Raw genomic sequence first — 19,645 nt, 5'->3', positions numbered from 1 at the left:
CCGTTCAAAGCTCAGTTTCCATATTGTCTAGTTCGACAGCTTTCGTAAATCTAGTGAGGAAGTCGGGGAAAGCGCTCTGAATCCGTTCCCAACAGTGGATAAATGGGGTCTCCTTTGGGTTTGACATATACACATCACCCGCTTCCATGATGCATTCGGCAAAGACTTCCACGGCGCGCTCCTCAGCATGGCGATCGAAGTCAAGAGCATTAATCAGAGCGTCATTTTGATACACCGCCACTAAATCCAGAGCCGTGCGATAGTAGGTTGCCTTAATGGTGCGAAAGGTCTCTTTTGTGAGGATGTGGCCGTGAATAGCTAGCTTCCGAAACAGCGCCTTGGTGATGTCCATGCTCATCTTAGAGAGACCTGCCGCTCGGTCCCCGCCCGAGAGTTCTTTGTGTTTATGATCATAAATATCCAGAATCTCGCTCTGGCAAACCCGGTGGTGGGCATGGTTCCGCTGAATCTCGGAGAGGATGCCGATTTCTAGACCCCAATCACTGGGAATCCGCAAACCTGGCACAATCAGAGTTCGGAGTGCAAACTCCCCTGAGAGTGGATACCGAAAGCTATCAAGAAAGTCGAGATAGTCTGTGGTGCCGAGGGTTAGCTTTAGAGCCCGCAATAACGGGGTCACCAGCAGCCGTGTCACTCGCCCCTTGAGCTGATTCTCGCTGACGCGGGCATAGTAGCCTTTACAGAATCGATAGTCGAATTGCGGGTTCGCCACCGGATACAGGAGGCGGGCCAACATACTGCGGTCGTAGGTGGTAATGTCGCAGTCATGCAGGGCAATGGCCCCACTGCGCTGAGAGGCCATCATATAGCCGAGACAATACCAAACATTACGGCCTTTACCTCGGGCCAAGGGCGCAAGTTCCTGGACGGCCAGTTCTTGGTCAAGGGCCTGCAGGCGGGGACCATCATGCCACAAAATTCGATGGTGCTGGGGCAGTTTGGAAAAGTACTGGTGAGCATAGCGCCACTGTTCGGCATTGGCGCAGTCTAGGCCAATAATAATCTCAGACAGATAGGGCACCTGCCGGAGTTCTTCGACAATATGCTGCAGGGCGTCGGACTCTAGCTCTGAGAATAGGGTTGGCAATATCAAACCCAGAGGACGCTGTTTAGAAAATTTGAGTAGGTCAGCTTCTAAAGCTTCGGTGGGGCGATCGGTAAGGTTGTGAAGGGTTGCGATCGCACCATGCTGAAAGAGGTCGGCCATAATTTTTATACAAGGTACCAGGGCTAAGCGTAGCGTGACTCAAGGACACAACATTGATGTCTAACACACAGATTTTCAGGCTAATCTATATTTTTTTTCAACGGCCCTTGAATAATAGAAAAAATCGCCTCTGACCAGCCCACCGGCCCCGACTGCGTTGGCGTCACCAAATGGGGGATATTGGGAATCTCGAACTTCGCGCGATGCGGGTTAGGAATCAAGACGCCAATATCAGCAGCCTGCAGCATCGGCAGATCATTAGGACTATCGCCCAGGGCCACCACAGTCCAGTCTAGGTGCGGGAGAACAGCCCGATAGCGGTCTAAGAGCCACTTCAAAGCCATTCCCTTATCTGTCTTAGCCATAACGTGCCGAAACCGTCCCCCCTGCGTTGTTTGCAGCCCCAGCTCAGCAAGAGCATCGACAAAAGCATCATAAGCGGATTCACTATCGTCCCAGTACAGCGGCTCGGAACCAGAGCGTTGCTTGGCCGCTGTCGCTTCGGGCACGGAAAGTCCCGTCATCTCAGCAATGGTCTCTGCACTCAGGTCTGCGAACCCCCGAAAGCAAAACCCATGCTGCTGGCGTATGCGATCGAGTTGCGCCGTCAGCTCAGCATAGGGGGGGCCGAAAACCTTGATCTGGGCCGTCAGGGCATGGGCTGGATGTTCGAGCTGGCCGGACGGAATGACGACGGCAGACCCATTTTCAATAATGAATGGATCTTGAATATCGAGAGCATCTCGTAGAACAGCCTGCTCTGCTTGAGTCTTACTGGAGTTAAAAATAATGGGACAGTCCTGAGCCTTGAGCTGCTCAATGGCGGGCAGGGCTGCACGATAGCTGTAGGTTTGATGATCGAGTAACGTCGCATCTAAGTCAGTTGCAACTAACAGACGGCGGGCTTGTTCATTAGAAGACACGTTTGCAGACACCATGACTTTGCTTCAGCGTAACGATCGTTGGGGCAGCGTTCAATCTCGCCCTCATTGATTTACCGCTCAGTTTTTACGGCGGCGAGAGACGAGTAACCGCGTGTGCGATCTCGCTTGATTCTAGAGAATACCGGCCCAATCAAGCCTATGATTGGGATATGGAACCTTTAAGTCTAGGATTATTTGCCGGTCTAGGCATTACCGCAGGCGTAATGGCGGGCCTCCTTGGAATTGGGGGCGGGATGTTGATTGTACCGGGGTTGTTTTATTTATTTGGGGTGATTCATCTGCCTGAAGCATCCCTCATGCACATGGCAGCGGGAACCTCGATGTGTGTCATGATTTTCACCGCATCGTCTTCAACGTGGGCACACCACACAAAAGGACATATCCAGTGGTCCATTTTTCGCAGCGTCATTGCCTGGATTGGATTGGGGGTCGTGGTGGGAAATTTGCTGTCCAATCGGCTGCCAACGGATCTGCTTGAGCTGATTTTCGGGGTGTTTTTACTTGCGATCGCATTCAAAATTTTCTTAGGCAAGCAGAAGTCTAACGAAGAAAGTGAAGCGGTTCAGGCCCCAAGTTTTGCGGCGACCAGCGGGATAGGGATGGTGATTGGCTTTAAGTCAGGCATCCTGGGCATTGGCGGCGGCGCTTTGAGCGTCCCGTTTTTGCTGTACTGTGGCTTACCAATGCCGAAAGCTAGCGGCACTTCAGCCTCCTTTACACTCCCCATTGCCATCACCGGGACGCTCTCGTTTATGCTCTTGAGCGGTAACACAGAGCTAATTCCTTGGTCCACAGGATATATTTATTGGCCAGCCGTGGCCCTGATCGCCCCATTAACAATGCTGGGTGCCCCCATCGGCGCTCAGCTCTCTCGCATCGTACCTGCCGATAAATTACGCACGATCTTTGCTTGCTTGCTCCTATTCATCAGCATAAAAATGCTCTGGGGAACCAGCTACATCAACTTCGGCGGCCCTGCGCTTGTCCACTAAGCAAGAGAATAAAAGGTTGAGAGAGATTACGGCAAGAGCAACGAGCAACAGCCCATGGTTTAGGCATCTTCAAATAGAGAGAACATACCCTGATCAATTTCTGACCCAGGGAGGGAATGATTGGCTCAGGGAGGGCACCTCCATCACGTTGACATTGGTCACAGCAGTGGGTTGATGAAGAGCGAAAGAAGAACCATGTCGCCCATCTATCGTTCAGAGGTTCCTAGGTGCTGGGAAGTGACGCATCTCGAGCTACCCTCGCAGCATTTCTTTGCCTTCGCGCTTCGATCTAAGCGTGATCAAGTCTTGATCTATGGGGTGATTAGCGCCTCTCCCAAGAAGCGGGTTGTGCTCAGTCGAGAGGAAATTGAGTTTGACGCCGATACTACTGAAGTGGGTCAAAAGCGACCTTTGCCCCGTTCACTTTGCCGCTTAATTTTGACAGGCAAGCCTCTCATTGAGTCTGTAGTGACTCTGCTGGCGAAGCGAGAGAAGCTGAAAGCGCAACAGGATCTGTCTTCGAGTTCGGGCATGGATTCAGCAGATTTAACCCATGATCTTCAGCAAGAGCTGTGGTTTACCGATAAGTACTTGGAGCGGCTTTATGATGCGATCGCACATCTCTATCATCAGGTCGTCAACGAATCACAGCTCATTAAATTCGATTCATCAGCAGTCAGCGACATCCAGCTTCAAGAAGCTGACTTACGGGCAGAGCATGTCGAGCGGATGTTAGACACCTTAGAAAAAGAGAAGGGCAAGCGGAAAAAGTGGGCTTTACCCAAAATGTTCAACCGCAGCCTGCAGTAAGTCCTGCTGCCCGCGTATAAAACTGGCATCTCAAAGCCTAGATCGATTGAGTCGATGGAGCGAGCTGACGCATTTCCGATGCGGGCAAATCCCCCACTAAGATATAGAGATAGTTCTGATCATCCCAGATAAAAGTATTGGGTTCCTCAGAGACCAAAACGGGCTGCTCTGAATCAGCATCAAGGCGCTCTAAAAGCCCCTCCGATCTCGTCAACTGGTAGAACGACAAGGTCTCTCCGGTTTTGACCCGATACGAGAACCGAATGCCCTTGATCTGGCTCAGCTCACAAAAGCTGCCGCCTAAAAGCTGCGCTTTCTGCAATTGAGGTAACTGGGTCGGCAATTCGAAGCGCGAGGCGTACTTTGAACGCACGGCTGCAATATCTTGAGTTGCAAAGTCCGCTGGCCCCTGACTGCGGCTCAGGGAGTTTTGATGGTCAAGCAATATTTCTTCAAAGGTGAGCGACTCTTCAATACGGAGTGCAGACACCTGAGACTTGTCTGAGACACCCTTGGGTGACCGCGTCGCTAACTGCTGTCGGAGCTGCCAGTTTTGCAACCCCAATAAAACCGACACCCCCACGGCTAAAGCAACCACCATCCGTCCCCACGGAACGCTGCGTTTTTTGCTGACGCCTGTTGAGATCGGCGTGGCTGAAGTTAACAAACGAGACCTTAGCTCTGCGGGCGGCTTTTCTGTCTCTAATCCCAGAGGCACAGCCCCGAGAGCGTCCTGTAAACTCAGTACTTCTTGTTCTAGGACGGGATACTGGCGCAATAGTTCCCGAACTTGCGCCAGTTCGTCTGGATCTATCTCTCCCAGGACATATCCAGCCATTAGTTCCCGTTGCTCTGGCGTGAGGGATTCAAACATCGTCGGACTCATCCTTTAACTGATTGCGCAACTGCAATAACCCTTTCCTAGCCCAGCTCTTCACGGTGCCCAGCGGCTTCTGAAGTCGTTTAGCAATCTCAGATTGGCTCAGCCCTTCGTAGTAACTGAGTTCTAAAACTTGACGCTGCATCTCAGAAAGCTGCGATAGCGCCAGCCTGACCTGTGCTTGGCGCTCCAGTAGAGAGGCCTGCTCAGCAGGAAGTTTGATGCGCGTCTGGCATAGATCCTGCTGCCAGCGGTTCAAGATTTGACGACGGTTACTGTGCGATCGCAACCGATCAATCGCTCGAGATCGGGTCAACGTCATCAGATAGCTACCCAAGGTTCCGCGCTGGTGATTATAGCGACCCCCTTGGTAGAGCTTCAGGAAAATCTCGTGGGTCAAATCCTCAGCCTCTTGACGATTGCCTAGCATCCGCAACGAGAGCCCATACACTAAAGGGGAATAGCGATCGTAGATATCCCCCAGAGCATCGGTGTCTCCGGCCTGTAGCTTCTCAATTAGGTCCGCATCGGTCACATTCAGCTGCTCCTGCCTCTGCCTGGGCCAATCACGGCGCGGAGATCGCAGCCGGACGGCAAGCCCTACAATCTTTCCATAGAGATTAGCTTCCATGATCGAAAGAGGCAGCATGTACCGAAAAAATATACATCGATCGCTGTGAGTCACCCCTGTCTTATATACGAGTCACGTTCCAGATTGGATGCGGTACGGTAACGCTTTTGGTAACCGTTGCCTGTAAAAAGGAGGGGCAAGCTAGTCTAGAACTGCCCTACCCCCAGTCATGCCATGCTGCAGGATGCCCGAGACTACCAGATTCTCTTCCTCTCCTTATTCTTGGGCCTGGGAATCTTCACAAGAGATTGGACGCTGCAGCCGCTGATCATTGGGGTTGCGATCGCAACCTCTCTCACGGTTCAACTGCTCGCTTCACTTTATATACATCGACGTATAAAACCAGCAGCCAGCTTTGACCCTGCTCTCAGGAGTGCCTTAATCACAGCCCTCGGCCTGAGTCTCTTACTACGGACGGGCCACTGGACCACCATGGCACTAGCGGCCACCCTAGCGATTTTGAGCAAGTTCATTCTACGCGTCAACCACAAGCATTTCTTCAACCCGGCCAATTTTGGCATCATTGCCGTGCTGCTGTTCACGCAGGACGCCTGGGTGTCACCGGGCCAGTGGGGTGAAGTAGGCTGGTACGGTTTATTATTCGTAGGTGCAGGCGGCATTGTCTTAAAGCGCGTCGGAAGATGGGACACCACCGCTGTGTTTCTGAGCACCTATACGCTGTTAGGAGCAATCCGCAATCTATGGCTGGGCTGGAGCTGGGATGTTTTGACCCATCAGCTTATGAGCGGTTCACTGCTGTTGTTTGCGCTGTTTATGCTGACCGACCCGCGTTCAATTCCCGATGCCAGGAGTGGAAGAGTTGTTTGGGGCGTTGCGATCTCACTGCTCACCTTTGTTTTACAGAGTTATTTTTCAGTCACCACCGCTATCTTCTGGGCATTGTTTGCTCTGGCACCACTGACTATACTGCTAGACGGACAATGGTTAGCCCCCAGATTCTGCTGGGAAGGAAAGATAGAACATCATTACTAAACCACCACTTCAAAGATGTCATTGATGACAAAGATTTGTCCCATGACATCACTCCTCTTGATTCCATCCATCTGCCCTTTGCGCCCCCCCTGTTCTGAGGCCCCTCTACGGGCCGCTGCCAGCTGTCCCAGGGAATCGGCAATGCGACGAGGTTTAGAGTTGTTGCCGTTTTTCCCTGCAGGCCACCCTTCTCGCTAACGGGCAAGATCGCCATCGGTTTCTTCGGTCTGATCGTGGAACAATATCTGCTGGGTCGGGACAGAGTCTATCTCTAGGCAGATCTTTTTCATTTCTAAACGACCAAGCTACTTACTTGAGGTAGAGGCGGAGCAGATCTGGCCCCTGTTAAGATGTCGCTCATGTCTAACGAAAGGTTAATCCATATTTAACTTGACATTAATCCAGAGTTTTTCTCTTTGGCCCGTGGGCAAAATGCTGAGCATTCAAGTTACCCAAGGTGTTAAATCAACAAATAAAGGACTTTACATATGAGCATTAAAAAGCGAGATCGCAGCTCCAGCCTGAGCACCCCTACTACCCTGCGCCTTATCGGGAAAGGCTCGATGATGTCGGTCCTCTTAGCATTGGCAACATTAGTAACGGCTTGTGAACCTGCAGAGGAAAACCCTAATGCAGACAGTAACGTCACGACTGAAGAGGTCGCTGAGCAAACAGAAGCAGTAGACGGTCAGGTCGTTACGGTACGCAGCGAAGTTCAGCAAAAGATAGGTGATAGTTCCTTTACGCTGGACAATGAGGGTGAAGAAATTGTTGTGGTTAATGCTTCTGGCAAGCCCTTCGTACTTCCTGCTGAAGATGACTATGAGATCCAGGCGACTGGGGAAGTTACAAATTTCGTATTGGCAGATATTGAACGAGAATATAGCTTGGGTCTTGATGCAGATCTCTATGTTGATTATGAAAGTAAGCCTGCTATCATTGCCCAGTCTTTAGCCCTAGCGCCTGATCCAGGCGAGATCACCCAAAATCCAGCGCGGTTTTATGATTTGCCCATCGCAGTTGAAGGCGAAGTTGAAGATGTGATTGACGGTACTTCATTCACCCTGGATGAAGAACAGCTTTTCGGAGCCACTGATCTGCTCGTCATTAATACCCCTATCACTGATGCGCTGGATGGTGAAACTGTTACAGTCACAGGTCAGCTTCGTAAGTTTGTCCTTGCTGAATTTGAGCGAGATTACGATTTGACCTGGGATCTAGATATCAAAGAGAAGTTAGAGGCTGAGTACTCTGACAAACCCGTCTTCGTTGCTGATGCTCTATACCCAAAAGCCCAGTAGTATCTAGACCTCAGTAAAGAAGGGCCAGAAGACCCTTCTTTGTCGATAATCGTGTTTTACTACTCTTTTTTTCAGGAGCCTTCTGCAAGCCATGCAGAATACTGTCCCCAGCCGTAAACAGTTTTCTGGCCCGTTTCGATGGTTGAGCCGCATTAGCTTTTGGTTCCACCTCGTTTTGGGGGGTAGTTCTGTGGTTTTGCTGGCGATCGCAGGACTGAGTCGTGGCTTTAGTGCTCAGACACGGAATCCCCTTATTGGTGTCGGCATTCTCTGTGCTGTTTGTGCGCTGCTAGTACTAGGATTCAGAACCTACTGGGCATTTCGATACACCCGTCTAGCGAAGCAACTACGAGCGACCAATGCTGATCTGCGCCCTCAGCGAGGAGAAATCGTAAAGGTACTGCAAACGGGCCTAGCGATGAGTTTTGTAGGAATGCTGCTGGCGTTTCTGGCCTCTGAAGCAACGGCTGTTGCAGTTCTGGGTAAAACGCTGGCTCAGCCCCAGGGTGTTGCGATGTATACCCCACAAGCAATTGTGCGATCGCTCGACATCTTGCTGGTACTGGCAAATATCAATATTCTCGGCGCTCACTTACTGGGGAGCCTCAACTCGCTGGGATTACTGCACTGGATTACAGAGTAGGCTCTCACGACGTTATTTGGAATATTTATAATGAAAAGCCTCAAGTGGTTTTTGCTTGGACCGTTAGGACTCCTCTGTTTATTGGTGCTGTGGGGCCTGATTGAACCTCACTTCCTCAATGTGGAAGAAGAGACAGCCGTCATTCCTAATCTACCAAAGGCATGGGAAGGACAAAAAATTGGTCAGCTTTCGGATTTTCAGGTTGGGCTGTGGGCTGACAACCCTGATACCGGGCATCGAGGAGTCAAGAAGCTCATAGAAGTTCAGCCAGCGGCAGTTTTCATTAGTGGAGACTTTATCTATCATGCTAAGCCTGACCCCGCCGCCGAGATTGAAGAAGCAGTCAGTATTGTCAGGCCATTGGTCGAAGCGGGCATCCCGACCTACGCAGTGCTAGGAAACCATGACTACGGTATGAGCAGCAAGAAAGCGCCTCCTGACACAGAGCTTGCGAGCAATCTAGAAACGGAGCTAGAAACGGCTGGTATTGTTGTTCTTAAAAATGAATCGACTCAAATGCGGTTACCCAACAGCGATGAGCCGTTGTATTTAGCCGCGGTTGGTTCACTGTGGGCCAAGCAGGATGATGTCAGCAAGACTCTAGAGGGAATTCCTGCCAATAGTCCTAGAGTTGTCATGATGCATAATCCCGATACATTCGAGCTATTTCCGGCCAACTCAGCCCCCCTTGCGGTCGCGGGCCATACCCACGGCGGACAGATGCGTCTTCCTGCCTCACCTCAATGGTCGTGGCTAAGATTCACGCAAGACGACAAAGTCTATGCTGATGGTTGGGCCAAGGGATATGGCAAACCCGGCAACAATCTCTATGTCAATATTGGCATTGGGATGAGCATGGTTCCAATACGGATATTCTGCCCTCCAGAACTGACGATCTTTACACTACGATCTTCGTGATTCTTGCTTGGTACTTAGAGTGAAAAGACTTGATGGGTGAGGTGTCAGCATGACTCTAAAGTACGAGCAGCGACAAAGCTCGAAACTATCATTAATCTGCGGTTGCATTGGATTAGTGGGGTGTATCGCTGCGATCGCAACTGACTTCATCGGCATCATCGTGGTCGAAAAGCACAATCCGATTAGCGACACGATCAGCAGCCTCGCCATTGAGAAAGCCGCCTGGATTCAGGATACGGGTCTAGACTTATTCGCAGCGGGACTGATTGCCTGTGCGATCGCGCTTTACGCTTGGCACCTCGGTAAAACCAAATGGAAAGCAGGAACGTTGATGCTGGCGCTGTTAGGCATTGATGTCTTGCTCATTGCTGAGCACAACAAGTACGCGGGCAGAGAAGATGTGAGCGGAGCTGCCATTCATATCTATTGTGTATACGCTCTGGGTATCTTGTTTACGTTGGTACCACTTCTGCTTGCATTCGGGCTACGCAAAGTCAGCCGCAAGTGGTTTCGCTTGAGTTTAGGAACTGCGATCGCATGGGGTATTCTCTCCCCTATCTTTTTCTTCATTCCAACGAGCTGGGATGGTATCTACGAGCGCTTCCTTTCCTTGATCATGATTGGCTGGGTTGCCGCCATCTCTGTCCTGCTATTTCAGCGTGGACAGGGTGTATTTGACGTCAGTTCAAAGTGATCCCGCTCCTACTTTTCTTTGTCAGAGGGTGGCTCTAGCACACTGATGCTGACGAGATCAGAACCATTCTATAAACAAACTCGTCAGTCAATACTTGACTCAATACTAGTTGCCAGCAGCAGTCGCCAATTCATCGGAGAGTATTGGCGAAACCCAAAAGCTCAGGACTTATAGATTAAACCATAATTTAATTTCATCTCCCCCTAGAATTGGGGGCCGGGCTTCGACGCGAGCGCTCAGCCGAACGGGGGCCAATGCAGAGCAGTTTGAAACTCTTGGAGCGTACTCTCAGTAAGCAATGGCATAGGCATCTTAGACAGCCGATGCTTAAAATCCTCATACCCAAAGGAATGCACCACTCGATAGGTACCATCCTCCTCCAATACCCCCAAATCGGGTAGCGGCATACCGTTGAACGTGGTCGTCTTAACGATCGTGTACTGCAGCATATCTTTGATCACCACCTTCCCGCCCACCTGCAGCGGAGCATCAAAAGCATAGGTACCCACCACATCCCCTGATAAACAAGTTTTCCCTGCTAGCACGTAGCGGTGGCGTCCCTGCGGACTATCCCCTACGACCTCCGGTCGATACGGCATTTCCAGTACATCCGGCATATGGCAGGTCGGAGAGACATCCAAAATGGCAATGGGCACTGCTCGATCATCAACAATATCTAGAACGCTGGCGACCAGATACCCGCCGTTAAAGGTCAACGCTCCGCCCGGTTCCAAGATAGTGTTGACGTTAAAGCGGGCCTGCAGCATATTGATTGCTTCAATAAGAGCCATGACCTCGTAGTCAGGATGCGTAAAATAGTGACCACCCCCAAGATTAACCGTCTCCACGGCCTCCAGCGCATCCGGCATCACGTTCATGAGGTGATGAATGAGGCGCACGGAATCTTCAGCCATGTTTTCGCATAGATTATGCACGTGCAGCGCGTCAACCGTCGCTAAGACCTCAGGCGTCAGACTCTCCTTGAAGACACCAAAGCGAGAACCCGGAGCAGAAGGGTCATAGAGATCAGGATTATTCTTCACCAGAGAAAGCTGTGGATTTACCCGCAGACCCAGTTGTGATCGCTCACCGTGAGCAGCTCGACAGAGGGGGCCATAGCGCTCAAGCTGAGACAGAGAGTTAAAGTACAGATGGTTGCAAAACGGCAGTAGATCCCTGATTTCTTGATCACTATAGGCCGGAGAATACGCGTGGATTTCACCGTGAAAATGCTCGTGAGCTAGTCGCGCCTCATAGAGACCACTAGCAGTGGTGCCATCCAAGCCCTGTGCGAAAAGCGGGAACAGCTCGAACATAGCAAAGGACTTAGTTGCCAGTAGAATTCGGCACCCCGTTTCGTGCTTAATATGAGCAGCGACAGCAAGGTTCTGCTTAAGTGCCTCGATATCGGCTACATAGGCCGGGGTTTGTACCCGACTAAGCCACTGAGTCAAAGGTTCCCTCCTGTAAATCCTTGGTATACCAGGGAAGTCCCTGTTTTAACAGTTCCGCAAGAAAAGGACCTGGATCCAGTTCTGTGACGCTAAAAACCCCCTGTCCCCCACTAGCCTCGGACAATGAGAATAGCCCTAGCCAAGGCAGGTGCGCCAATCGCACCTCTCAGCCCATCGAAACAACTTTTATGAGAGATTCTGCTTAGCCAGAAATCGATCAAGCTGATTGGCAAAGGCCTGACGATCTCGCTGGTGCAAGGCCGGTGGGCCACCCGTATCAACGCCCCCACTGCGGAGTTCATCCATAAAGTTGCGGAGCGCCAGCCGTTCCCGAATATTATTGGAGTCGTAGAATTCGCCTCTAGGGTTGAGAGCATGGGCCTGACTCGCAATCACATCAGCCGCAAGCGGAATATCGGCTGTAATCACCAGATCACCAGGTTCTAAGTGTTCGACGATATGCTTATCTGCCCCATCAAAGCCTTTTGGAACCTGGATGGCGCTGATGTAATCCGAAGCAGGGGGCCGCAAATAGTGATTGGCGACCAAAATGAGCGGCACCCGGACTCGGTTCGAGGCGCGGTAGAGAATCTCTTTAATGGCATTGGGACAGGCATCAGCATCGACCCAGATCTTCACTGCGGGCGCTCCTGGCGACTGAAAAGCTCGACGAGGCTAGGGAAACCGGTGAAAAATGTGTAGAATCCATAGCGGATCGGCGGCTCTTGGCGAGAGGGTGCGTAGACAGCGGCAACGAGTCCCTCGATCGCGTGAGCGACAAGTGCTCCATAGGCAAACCGCAGCGTTGAGTGCAGAGCGCTAGGAAGTTGAGCAGGGGCAACAAGATTCCATAACGTTATGCCCAGGGCAGCGGAAATCAGCATAATAGAAAGGCCCTTGATCACGGTCAAAGATTGGCTAGACATAGGAATAGGGGTGGCGTACATTGCTCATCTTAGAGGAAGGGCAGTATCCGACGAGGTGGGGGATAGTGGGTAAGCTTCAACGCCAGATTTTGCAAACCGCTGTGCGGCAACTGATCGGCGACCAAAATCAGCACCTCTACCATAGTCTTGACTGGGCACAAGCCTGTGCAGCATTTCAACAAAGGGAGCTGCAGTACCCCGATTATTATGCTCAGGATTTTCACGGCATTAAAGGGGGCTATTTAACGCCTGTGGCGGCGGTCACCTACGATGCAGTAACGGCGCTAGCCTCTCCTCCCAGCGAAGAGGGATTGAGACATCAACTGATTCAACAGGTAGCTGGACAGCCTCGGCACATTCTCGACCTCGGCTGTGGAACAGGTTCAACAACAGTAAAGCTGAAGCAGGCTTTCCCGACGGCAACGGTGATAGGCGTAGATTTATCGCCATACATGCTCGTGATGGCTAGCCGCAAGGCACAGGCAGCGGGCATCAGTATTGAGTGGCAGCAGGGACTGGCAGAGACAACCCACCGAGAACCAGGTCGTTTCGATTTGATTACAGCGTCGATGCTGTTCCATGAGCTGCCGCCGAGCCAGTCTCAATTGGTTTTGCGCGAGGCTTTACGTCTTTGTAAACCAGGGGGGCAGGTACTGACGCTAGACGGAAACCAAACCCAACTTCGACGCTTGGATTGGCTGATTCAACTCTTTCGAGAACCCTACTCTAAGTTGTATGCGGCAGAGTCAGTAGAAGATTGGATGCAGTCTCTTGGCTATCGGACACAACCCACCCGTTACGTGGGCTGGATTCACCAAATTAATGTAGGTTATAAACCCTAACTTACTAAGGTTGATGGAGCCTAATTCATCGACTGGGAGCCGGTACTTTCCAGATGGGGGGATTGCCGTCTGTAGCTGCATAGGGACCTGAGAAGTATGGATTCTGGATTCCGGGTAGGAGCTGTACGTCAAAGATTTCATCTACGCCGCTCTGGAATTCTAAAAGTCCTACTTGTGTTGCGGTCTGGAGGTCGATAATAGCAAGGCCACATTTTGGGGAGGTGTTGCGATCGCAAATCGGCAAATTCCCAAACGTATCTTTTTCACGGGCCTGCGAAAGTCCCACAAACGCAAATCGCCCAGCTAACGCCAACCCTCTGGGATATCCCGGCAGCTCAATCACTGACTCCACCAGCCCTGAAGACAAATTCACCGTAGTCAATTCTCCCATCCCTGAGTTGAGCACCCAAAGACGCCCGTGACTTACGCGGGGAGAATGTGGCATCGCAAAGCCGTTGGCAACCACCTTGCCAGTAAGAATCTCAAGAACACAACCATCTGTTGACTTACCCGGTCGCCAGCCTCCGGCGGTATCAGCCTGGCCCAAAACAGTGGCGTACCTTGGCTGACCATCGACTAAGGCAATCCCGTTGAGGTGGCAGCGGTCCTCAGGAGCCAATGCACTCACAAAAGGAGGTCTCCATTGAGGGACAAAACTAGAATTATTATCCAAAGCACATAAACAGGAAAAGCGAGTATTGGTAACCACCAATTGCTCTTGCCCCCACACCAATTCATGAACCGCAATTTCACCCGTATAGTGGGCACCACGAACCAAAAAACAGGCATCATGCGTGTCCTGCACTCCAACCCGGGACGCTAATTCTGGGGCACTTTTGAGAAAGTAAATCCAATCCTTACCCCCCACAGCAATTTGGTTACGCCCCACAGCAACGCCCATCGCCCGCTCGAAGTTATGGAATGAAATTTTTAGCTCATCTTCATGAACACCAACAACAACTAGCTTGCCTGCCTGATAGGTAGACAATATCAGCGACGTTCCCAGCTGCCCTAAGATCGGCACTAGATTATCTGAATACTCATAGCGAACCTCTCGCCGTGCAGCATCACTGGAGGCAGCCTCTTCTTGAATGGGTAATTTTGTCACCGAAGCATTCATTTCACGCCACCTGAATACATACTAAAAAATACTAAATTATCTAGATTGTGAGACTTATTTTTTTTATTTGATTGCAGTATATATTTCGTAAGAATAGATTCTATTTCCAAAATCTATGCAAAGACCTAACTTTCAAGCATCTCTACACCATTGAATTGCATAAGAACAACAGAATACTTGCAAATAGCAGGCACGAACCCTAAGGTATGTATCAGTATGCATAAGCAAAAAGCAGAGTAGGGGTTGCTGCTTGTAGCAATTGGGCGATCTAATGCAATTTGGGCCATCTTGCAGAGGGCAAGCACTGGCATGAGTTGTTACCATTTTTTGCTGTTTTGCTTAGTCGTAGGCGAAAGACTTCTTGCAGCCTCACAACACTGTTTTTCCATCATTGATGGGATATATCCATGCAACTTTTACTCAACCAAACTCAAGTGAGATAAGAAAAATGGAATCTAACGATACTTTTTTGACAGCAACACAAGCCAGTATTGGTCCTGGAAATAACAGTCAATCCACTCAGAATGGAACAGTTATCAAAAGCCCAGACGTTATTAAGATGCAACGCCTTCAGACTTCCGTATCACCTATTTTATTTATAGATTCAGCAGTAGACAATGTAGACACGTTAATTGAGGGTGTCCAACCTGGCATCAAGGTCGTTCTATTACGCTCTGACCATGATGGAGTTGAACAAATTACCGAGACACTGCGTTCGCAATCGGGTATCAGCGAACTTCACATTGTTTCTCACGGTTCACCTGGTTGTCTATATCTGGGCAATACAGAGTTAAGTCTAGAAACTCTCAGCCATTATGCTCAAACAATTTCAGGCTGGAAAGAGTTGTCCGATGCTTCTGCACTGTATTTATACGGCTGTAATCTCGCAGCCGGTGATGCTGGAGCTGAGTTTATTGAAAGACTGCATCATATTGCCCACATGCCCATCGCAGCTTCTCGCACAAAGACAGGTAATAGTGCATTAGGCGGAAATTGGCAGCTAGAGGTTAGAGTTGGTCGTCAAAACAGAGAATTTCAGCAGCCTTTTACAGCAAAGGCAAAAGCTTCCTACTCTGGCATTTTTACCAGTGCTCAACTCGTTCGAGATATCAACCCGAATGGTGGCAGCTATCCAAGCGGATACAACGCTGTTGAGGTTGACGGGCAGCTCTTTTTCACGGCTGATGATGGCACATCGGGACGCGAACTATGGGTCAGTGACGGGACAACCGAAGGCACTCAGCTTCTCAGAGATATCAACCCAGACAACAGCAGCAACAACTATTACTACTATTCACCTTCTCCATCCAATCTCACAGAAGTAAATGGAACGCTCTTCTTCACAGCCAACGATGGCACAACAGGAAGTGAATTATGGGTTAGCGATGGCACCACGGAAGGAACGCAACTGGTCCAAGATATCAATCCCAGCAGCGATAACTATCCTGCCCCCTATAATTTCATCGACGTGGATGGAAGGCTCTTTTTCACGGCCAGCGATGGAGCAACAGGACGGGAGCTATGGGTCAGCGATGGAACCACAGAAGGAACGCAACTGGTCAGAGACATCAATCCCAGCAGCGATAACTATCCAACACCAAATAATTTTATCGAAGTAGGTGGAAAGCTCTTTTTCACGGCCAGCGATGGAGCAACAGGACGGGAGCTGTGGGTCAGCGATGGAACCACAGAAGGAACACAACTGGTCAGAGACATCAATCCCAGCAGCGATAACTATCCTGCCCCCTATAACTTCATTGAAGTAGATGGAAAGCTCTTTTTCACGGCCAGCGATGGCACAACGGGACAGGAGCTATGGGTCAGCGATGGAACCACAGAAGGAACACAACTGGTCAGAGACATCAATCCCAGCAGTGATAACTATCCTGCCCCCTATAATTTCATTGAAGTAGATGGAAAGCTCTTCTTCACGGCCAGCGATGGCACAACGGGACGGGAGTTATGGGTCAGCGATGGAACCACAGAAGGAACGCAACTAGTCAGAGACATCAATCCCAGCAGCAACAGTTATCCTGCCCCCTATAACTTCATCGAAGTAGATGGAAAGCTCTTCTTCACGGCCAGCGATGGCACAACGGGACAGGAGTTATGGGTCAGCGATGGAACCACAGAAGGAACACAACTGGTCAGAGACATCAATCCCAGCAGCAACAGTTATCCTGCCCCCTATAATTTCATCGAAGTAGATGGAAAGCTCTTCTTCACGGCTGATGATGGCACAACGGGACGGGAGCTATGGGTCAGCGATGGAACCACAGAAGGAACACAACTGGTCAGAGATATTAATCCAGACAACAGCGGTGACGGCTATTACAGCTATGCAGCACCCTATAACTTAACTGCAGTAGGCGGCCTTCTATTCTTTACGGCTGATGATGGCGCCTCCGGCCGTGAGCTTTGGATCAGTGACGGCACCACAGAGGGAACCCAATTGTTCCAAGACATTAATCCTGGGAGTGATGGATCTAGCCCAAGCAACTTCAACGTTGTTGGTAACCAACTATTCTTTACCGCTAATGATGGAACAACGGGGGAAGAATTATGGACATTGTCTGTTCCATCCAACATTGTTGCGGGGGATGACGACAACAATATCCTCAATGGAACGGCTGAAGCTGACTTCATTAATGGTGTTGGGGGTAATGATATTATTCGTGGCCGCAATGGTAGCGACATTATCAATGGTGGCAGTGACGATGATGCACTATTCGGGAATCGCGGGAATGATGCCCTCAATGGAAATTCTGGCAATGACCAGGTCTTCGGGGATCGAGGTGATGACACATTACAGGGGGGAGCAGGTAATGACGTCTTAAACGGTGGCGGTGGCAATGATACTGTAATCGTTAACGATTTCAGCGGAGTTGACTCTTTCGATGGTGGTGCTGGCACTGATCTAATTCGCTTCCAGCCGACTGACGGTCGTAACCTAACTATCTTCCTCGCGCAAGGCTCTGTTGGAGATGGCCGAAGTGGTGGCCAGCTTTTTGAAAACTTTGAGCAGATTGAAACGGGCCGTGGAGATGATCGCTTACTGGGTGACGATCAAGCCAATAGTCTTAATAGCGGCGCAGGTAATGACACTATCTTAGGCGGCAATGGCAGAGATACTCTTTTCGGCGGCAGTGATCAAGATGAGCTGTTTGGAGAAGCTGGTCGAGACGAACTGATCGGTGGTATTGATAGCGATACGCTCATCGGTGGTGGAGGTGCGGACATCCTTACAGGCGGCCAGGGTAGTGATGTTCTGATAGGCGACGGAGGCGCTGATATCTTCCGGTTTGGGGGAGAGTTGCTGGAGGGTCAGGCTGACGTTGACACGATTGAGAACTTCCAGACTCAAGACTCATTTGATTTCACGGACTATCTAGGTGCTGGAGGCTCAATTGAAGCCACCAGAGTCACACCAGGCTTGCTGCGTCTTGATCTCAATGGTGAGGATATCGTAAACGTTTTTGGTAATCAGAGCAGTCTGAATGCTGCAGAGTCTCAACTGGCAGACCTCTCTTAATATGCTATTTGACGTCAAAAGATAGGTGAGGCCTCGGATACTCTCACCTAGAAAACACCCACTTATGCACAGGACTTCTATTGAGTGTAAGTGGGTGCTTCTTAATGTTTTCGAGCTTCACGATCTCTAAGAGGGCATTTATAAAGTGAATCTTTAGGCTGCTAATCGTTTCAACATGATTCGCGTCATTACGGCGTAGATAGCCGCCTCACTCATTTCGGTTAACCTTTCATAATCCTTGCTCAAACGTCGATACCAATTGAGCCATCCAAAGGTGCGCTCAACGACCCACCGCTTCGGTAGAATCTCAAAGTCTGGCCCCATGCGTTGAATCACTTCGACCCGCGCCTGAATCATCAGCCATACCGCCAGTGCAAACTTATCGCCGCTATAGCCGCCATCAACCCACAATACTTTGACTCGATTGAGACACTGTTGGTACTCATCCCATAACTCCAGCAGGGCATAGGCACTGGCCAAGCGTTCACTGGTATTGGCTGCCGTGACAACTACTTTCAAGAGTAAACCGAGACTATCAACGAGCACATGACGCTTTCTACCTTTCACTTTCTTGCCGCCATCAAAGCCATAGACCTCCCCCTTGTATTGTGGAAGGTGTGGTAGGCCGTCTCCCCCTTGGTTGAGAAAACCGTAAAAAAGCTTGGGCCGCCACACTCTTAAGTTCCATCTAACTCGAACAATCGCCTGGGTCATAGAACCCGAATCTGGCAAGGATGAGTGGAATTTTTAGAGCAACATTGCGGGACACTAACGATGATTGACACAAAATGTTGGGTAGGGATTGATGTCTCCAAACAGACCTTGGATGTTCACATTCGTCCTAGTGGCCACATCTTCCAATACGCTAATGAAAAAGATGGCATTGATGCCCTTGTCGCCTCCCTTGAATCTGTCTCAATTGAGCGGATTGTATTAGAAGCAACAGGTGGTATGGAGCTACCTGCAGCAGTGGAACTGAGCCAATCTGGTATAGCTGTCGCTGTGGTTAATCCCCGGCAGACCAGAGATTTTGCTAAAGCAACGGGACAGATTGCCAAGACAGATACGATTGATGCGGCAGTACTGGCCCACTTTGCAGAAGCGATCCAGCCTGAGACCAGACCTCTAGCGAGTGAAGAGAGTCAGCTTCTCGGTGAGTTGGTAACACGACGTCATCAAATTGTAGATATGATCACCGCTGAGAAGAATCGCTTAGCGGCCATGCATGGTCCTATGAAGGCGCATATTGAGCAGCATATCGAATGGCTCAAGAAGCAACTTGATGAGTTAGATGAGCAGCTTCAGAAAACGATTCGTAAAACCCCCGTATGGTGTGAGCAGGCAAAGTTGCTCAAGAGCGTTCCTGGTGTTGGAGAGGTGTTGTCTTCAGTACTGCTTGCCGATTTGCCCGAACTTGGAAAGCTTGATTCGAGGAAAATTGCTTGTCTAGTCGGTTTAGCTCCGCTTAATCGAGACAGTGGAAAGTCCCGGGGGAAGCGGATGATCTGGGGCGGGCGGAGCCGAGTCCGCACTGCTCTGTATATGCCAACTTTAGTTGCTATTCGCTATAACCCCGTTCTCAAAACTTTCTATGAACGTTTGGTTGGACAAGGTAAGCCCAAGAAAGTAGCATTGACAGCCTGTATGCGGAAGCTCTTGGTGATTTTAAATGCCATGGTCAAAAGCAATCAGCGATGGAATCCCGAAATAGCAGGGGGAGCTTGACAGCTAAGACAA

General features: G+C 50.3%; 18 protein-coding genes and 2 pseudogenes. 10 read left to right on the top strand and 10 right to left on the bottom strand.

Going from position 1 to position 19,645, the window contains the following annotated elements:
* Positions 1 to 4 precede the first annotated feature (4 nt).
* Both C1752_RS03195 and C1752_RS03190 read right to left on the bottom strand, forming a co-directional pair.
* Complete coding sequence (locus C1752_RS03195; protein ID WP_110984614.1) at positions 5 to 1,228, bottom strand: glycosyltransferase family protein; 1,224 nt, start codon at positions 1,226 to 1,228, stop codon at positions 5 to 7.
* An 80-nt stretch (positions 1,229 to 1,308) separates the two neighbouring features.
* Positions 1,309 to 2,166, bottom strand: a complete 858-nt coding sequence (locus C1752_RS03190) for an HAD-IIB family hydrolase (protein ID WP_110984613.1) — start codon at positions 2,164 to 2,166, stop codon at positions 1,309 to 1,311.
* Between the two features lie 155 nt (positions 2,167 to 2,321).
* On the opposite strand from C1752_RS03190, the gene C1752_RS03185 reads away from it, so the two are divergent.
* Together C1752_RS03185 and C1752_RS03180 are read left to right on the top strand one after the other, a co-directional pair.
* Positions 2,322 to 3,164: a sulfite exporter TauE/SafE family protein gene (locus C1752_RS03185; RefSeq protein WP_110984612.1), complete on the top strand. Its 843-nt coding sequence runs from the start codon at positions 2,322 to 2,324 to the stop codon at positions 3,162 to 3,164.
* Positions 3,165 to 3,359: 195 nt separating this feature from the next.
* A complete protein-coding gene (locus C1752_RS03180; protein WP_110984611.1) occupies positions 3,360 to 3,974 on the top strand; it encodes a hypothetical protein in 615 nt (204 codons plus the stop codon).
* Between the two features lie 37 nt (positions 3,975 to 4,011).
* Here C1752_RS03180 and C1752_RS03175 read toward each other — a convergent pair whose 3' ends face one another.
* Positions 4,012 to 4,848 (bottom strand): hypothetical protein, encoded by an 837-nt coding sequence (locus C1752_RS03175; protein ID WP_110984610.1) that lies wholly within the window; start codon positions 4,846 to 4,848, stop codon positions 4,012 to 4,014.
* Positions 4,841 to 5,485 carry a sigma-70 family RNA polymerase sigma factor gene (locus C1752_RS03170; protein ID WP_110985045.1) on the bottom strand — a complete coding sequence of 215 codons (645 nt, stop codon included), beginning with the start codon at positions 5,483 to 5,485 and terminating at the stop codon, positions 4,841 to 4,843. Before C1752_RS03170 ends, C1752_RS03175 begins: the two co-directional genes overlap by 8 nt.
* Positions 5,486 to 5,659: 174 nt before the next feature.
* On the opposite strand from C1752_RS03170, the gene C1752_RS03165 reads away from it, so the two are divergent.
* The gene (locus C1752_RS03165; protein WP_110984609.1) at positions 5,660 to 6,478 is read left to right on the top strand and encodes an RnfABCDGE type electron transport complex subunit D; all 819 of its coding nucleotides are present in this window, start codon (positions 5,660 to 5,662) and stop codon (positions 6,476 to 6,478) included.
* On the opposite strand, the pseudogene C1752_RS30175 reads toward C1752_RS03165, so the two are convergent.
* Positions 6,475 to 6,735, bottom strand: a pseudogene (locus C1752_RS30175) (hypothetical protein); the annotation flags it as partial. The gene C1752_RS03165 and the pseudogene C1752_RS30175 sit on opposite strands and share 4 nt — an antisense overlap.
* Before the next feature lie 231 nt (positions 6,736 to 6,966).
* Between C1752_RS30175 and C1752_RS03155 the strand changes: the two are divergent.
* The 4 genes from C1752_RS03155 to C1752_RS03140 all read left to right on the top strand — a co-directional run bounded on the left by C1752_RS03155 (position 6,967) and on the right by C1752_RS03140 (position 10,034).
* The gene (locus C1752_RS03155; protein WP_233501306.1) at positions 6,967 to 7,779 is read left to right on the top strand and encodes a hypothetical protein; all 813 of its coding nucleotides are present in this window, start codon (positions 6,967 to 6,969) and stop codon (positions 7,777 to 7,779) included.
* A gap of 91 nt (positions 7,780 to 7,870) precedes the next feature.
* A complete protein-coding gene (locus C1752_RS03150; protein WP_110984608.1) occupies positions 7,871 to 8,422 on the top strand; it encodes a DUF3611 family protein in 552 nt (183 codons plus the stop codon).
* Between the two features lie 30 nt (positions 8,423 to 8,452).
* Positions 8,453 to 9,340 (top strand): metallophosphoesterase, encoded by an 888-nt coding sequence (locus C1752_RS03145; RefSeq protein ID WP_110984607.1) that lies wholly within the window; start codon positions 8,453 to 8,455, stop codon positions 9,338 to 9,340.
* A gap of 49 nt (positions 9,341 to 9,389) precedes the next feature.
* Positions 9,390 to 10,034 (top strand): DUF998 domain-containing protein, encoded by a 645-nt coding sequence (locus tag C1752_RS03140; RefSeq protein WP_110984606.1) that lies wholly within the window; start codon positions 9,390 to 9,392, stop codon positions 10,032 to 10,034.
* 236 nt (positions 10,035 to 10,270) lie between these two features.
* Here the strand turns inward: C1752_RS03140 and C1752_RS03135 are convergent, their stop codons facing one another.
* From C1752_RS03135 to C1752_RS03125, 3 genes are all read right to left on the bottom strand, one after another.
* Positions 10,271 to 11,488, bottom strand: a complete 1,218-nt coding sequence (locus tag C1752_RS03135; RefSeq protein ID WP_199464270.1) for a carboxynorspermidine decarboxylase — start codon at positions 11,486 to 11,488, stop codon at positions 10,271 to 10,273.
* A 186-nt stretch (positions 11,489 to 11,674) separates the two neighbouring features.
* A complete protein-coding gene (locus tag C1752_RS03130; protein ID WP_110984604.1) occupies positions 11,675 to 12,127 on the bottom strand; it encodes a YaiI/YqxD family protein in 453 nt (150 codons plus the stop codon).
* A complete protein-coding gene (locus tag C1752_RS03125) occupies positions 12,124 to 12,414 on the bottom strand; it encodes a hypothetical protein (RefSeq protein WP_110984603.1) in 291 nt (96 codons plus the stop codon). The genes C1752_RS03130 and C1752_RS03125 overlap by 4 nt, the downstream gene beginning before the upstream one ends.
* Positions 12,415 to 12,479: 65 nt before the next feature.
* Here C1752_RS03125 and C1752_RS03120 point away from each other — a divergent pair, with 65 nt between their 5' ends.
* Positions 12,480 to 13,256: a class I SAM-dependent methyltransferase gene (locus C1752_RS03120; RefSeq protein ID WP_110984602.1), complete on the top strand. Its 777-nt coding sequence runs from the start codon at positions 12,480 to 12,482 to the stop codon at positions 13,254 to 13,256.
* A 25-nt stretch (positions 13,257 to 13,281) separates the two neighbouring features.
* Here the strand turns inward: C1752_RS03120 and C1752_RS03115 are convergent, their stop codons facing one another.
* On the bottom strand, positions 13,282 to 14,376 hold the full coding sequence (locus C1752_RS03115) for a TIGR03032 family protein (RefSeq protein ID WP_110984601.1): 1,095 nt from the start codon (positions 14,374 to 14,376) through the stop codon (positions 13,282 to 13,284).
* A 448-nt stretch (positions 14,377 to 14,824) separates the two neighbouring features.
* On the opposite strand from C1752_RS03115, the gene C1752_RS03110 reads away from it, so the two are divergent.
* Entirely contained in the window at positions 14,825 to 17,908 is a 3,084-nt protein-coding gene (locus tag C1752_RS03110) for an ELWxxDGT repeat protein (protein WP_158534999.1), read from the top strand.
* Between the two features lie 153 nt (positions 17,909 to 18,061).
* Here C1752_RS03110 and C1752_RS03105 read toward each other — a convergent pair.
* Positions 18,062 to 18,511, bottom strand: a pseudogene (locus tag C1752_RS03105) (transposase); the annotation flags it as partial.
* 171 nt (positions 18,512 to 18,682) lie between these two features.
* Here C1752_RS03105 and C1752_RS03100 point away from each other — a divergent pair.
* Positions 18,683 to 19,633 (top strand): IS110 family RNA-guided transposase, encoded by a 951-nt coding sequence (locus tag C1752_RS03100; RefSeq protein ID WP_110984599.1) that lies wholly within the window; start codon positions 18,683 to 18,685, stop codon positions 19,631 to 19,633.
* Positions 19,634 to 19,645: the final 12 nt, after the last annotated feature.

It is taken from the genome of Acaryochloris thomasi RCC1774 (assembly GCF_003231495.1).
Taxonomy (GTDB): Bacteria; Cyanobacteriota; Cyanobacteriia; order Thermosynechococcales; family Thermosynechococcaceae; genus RCC1774.
This window is presented reverse-complemented; position numbering and strand designations above follow the sequence as displayed.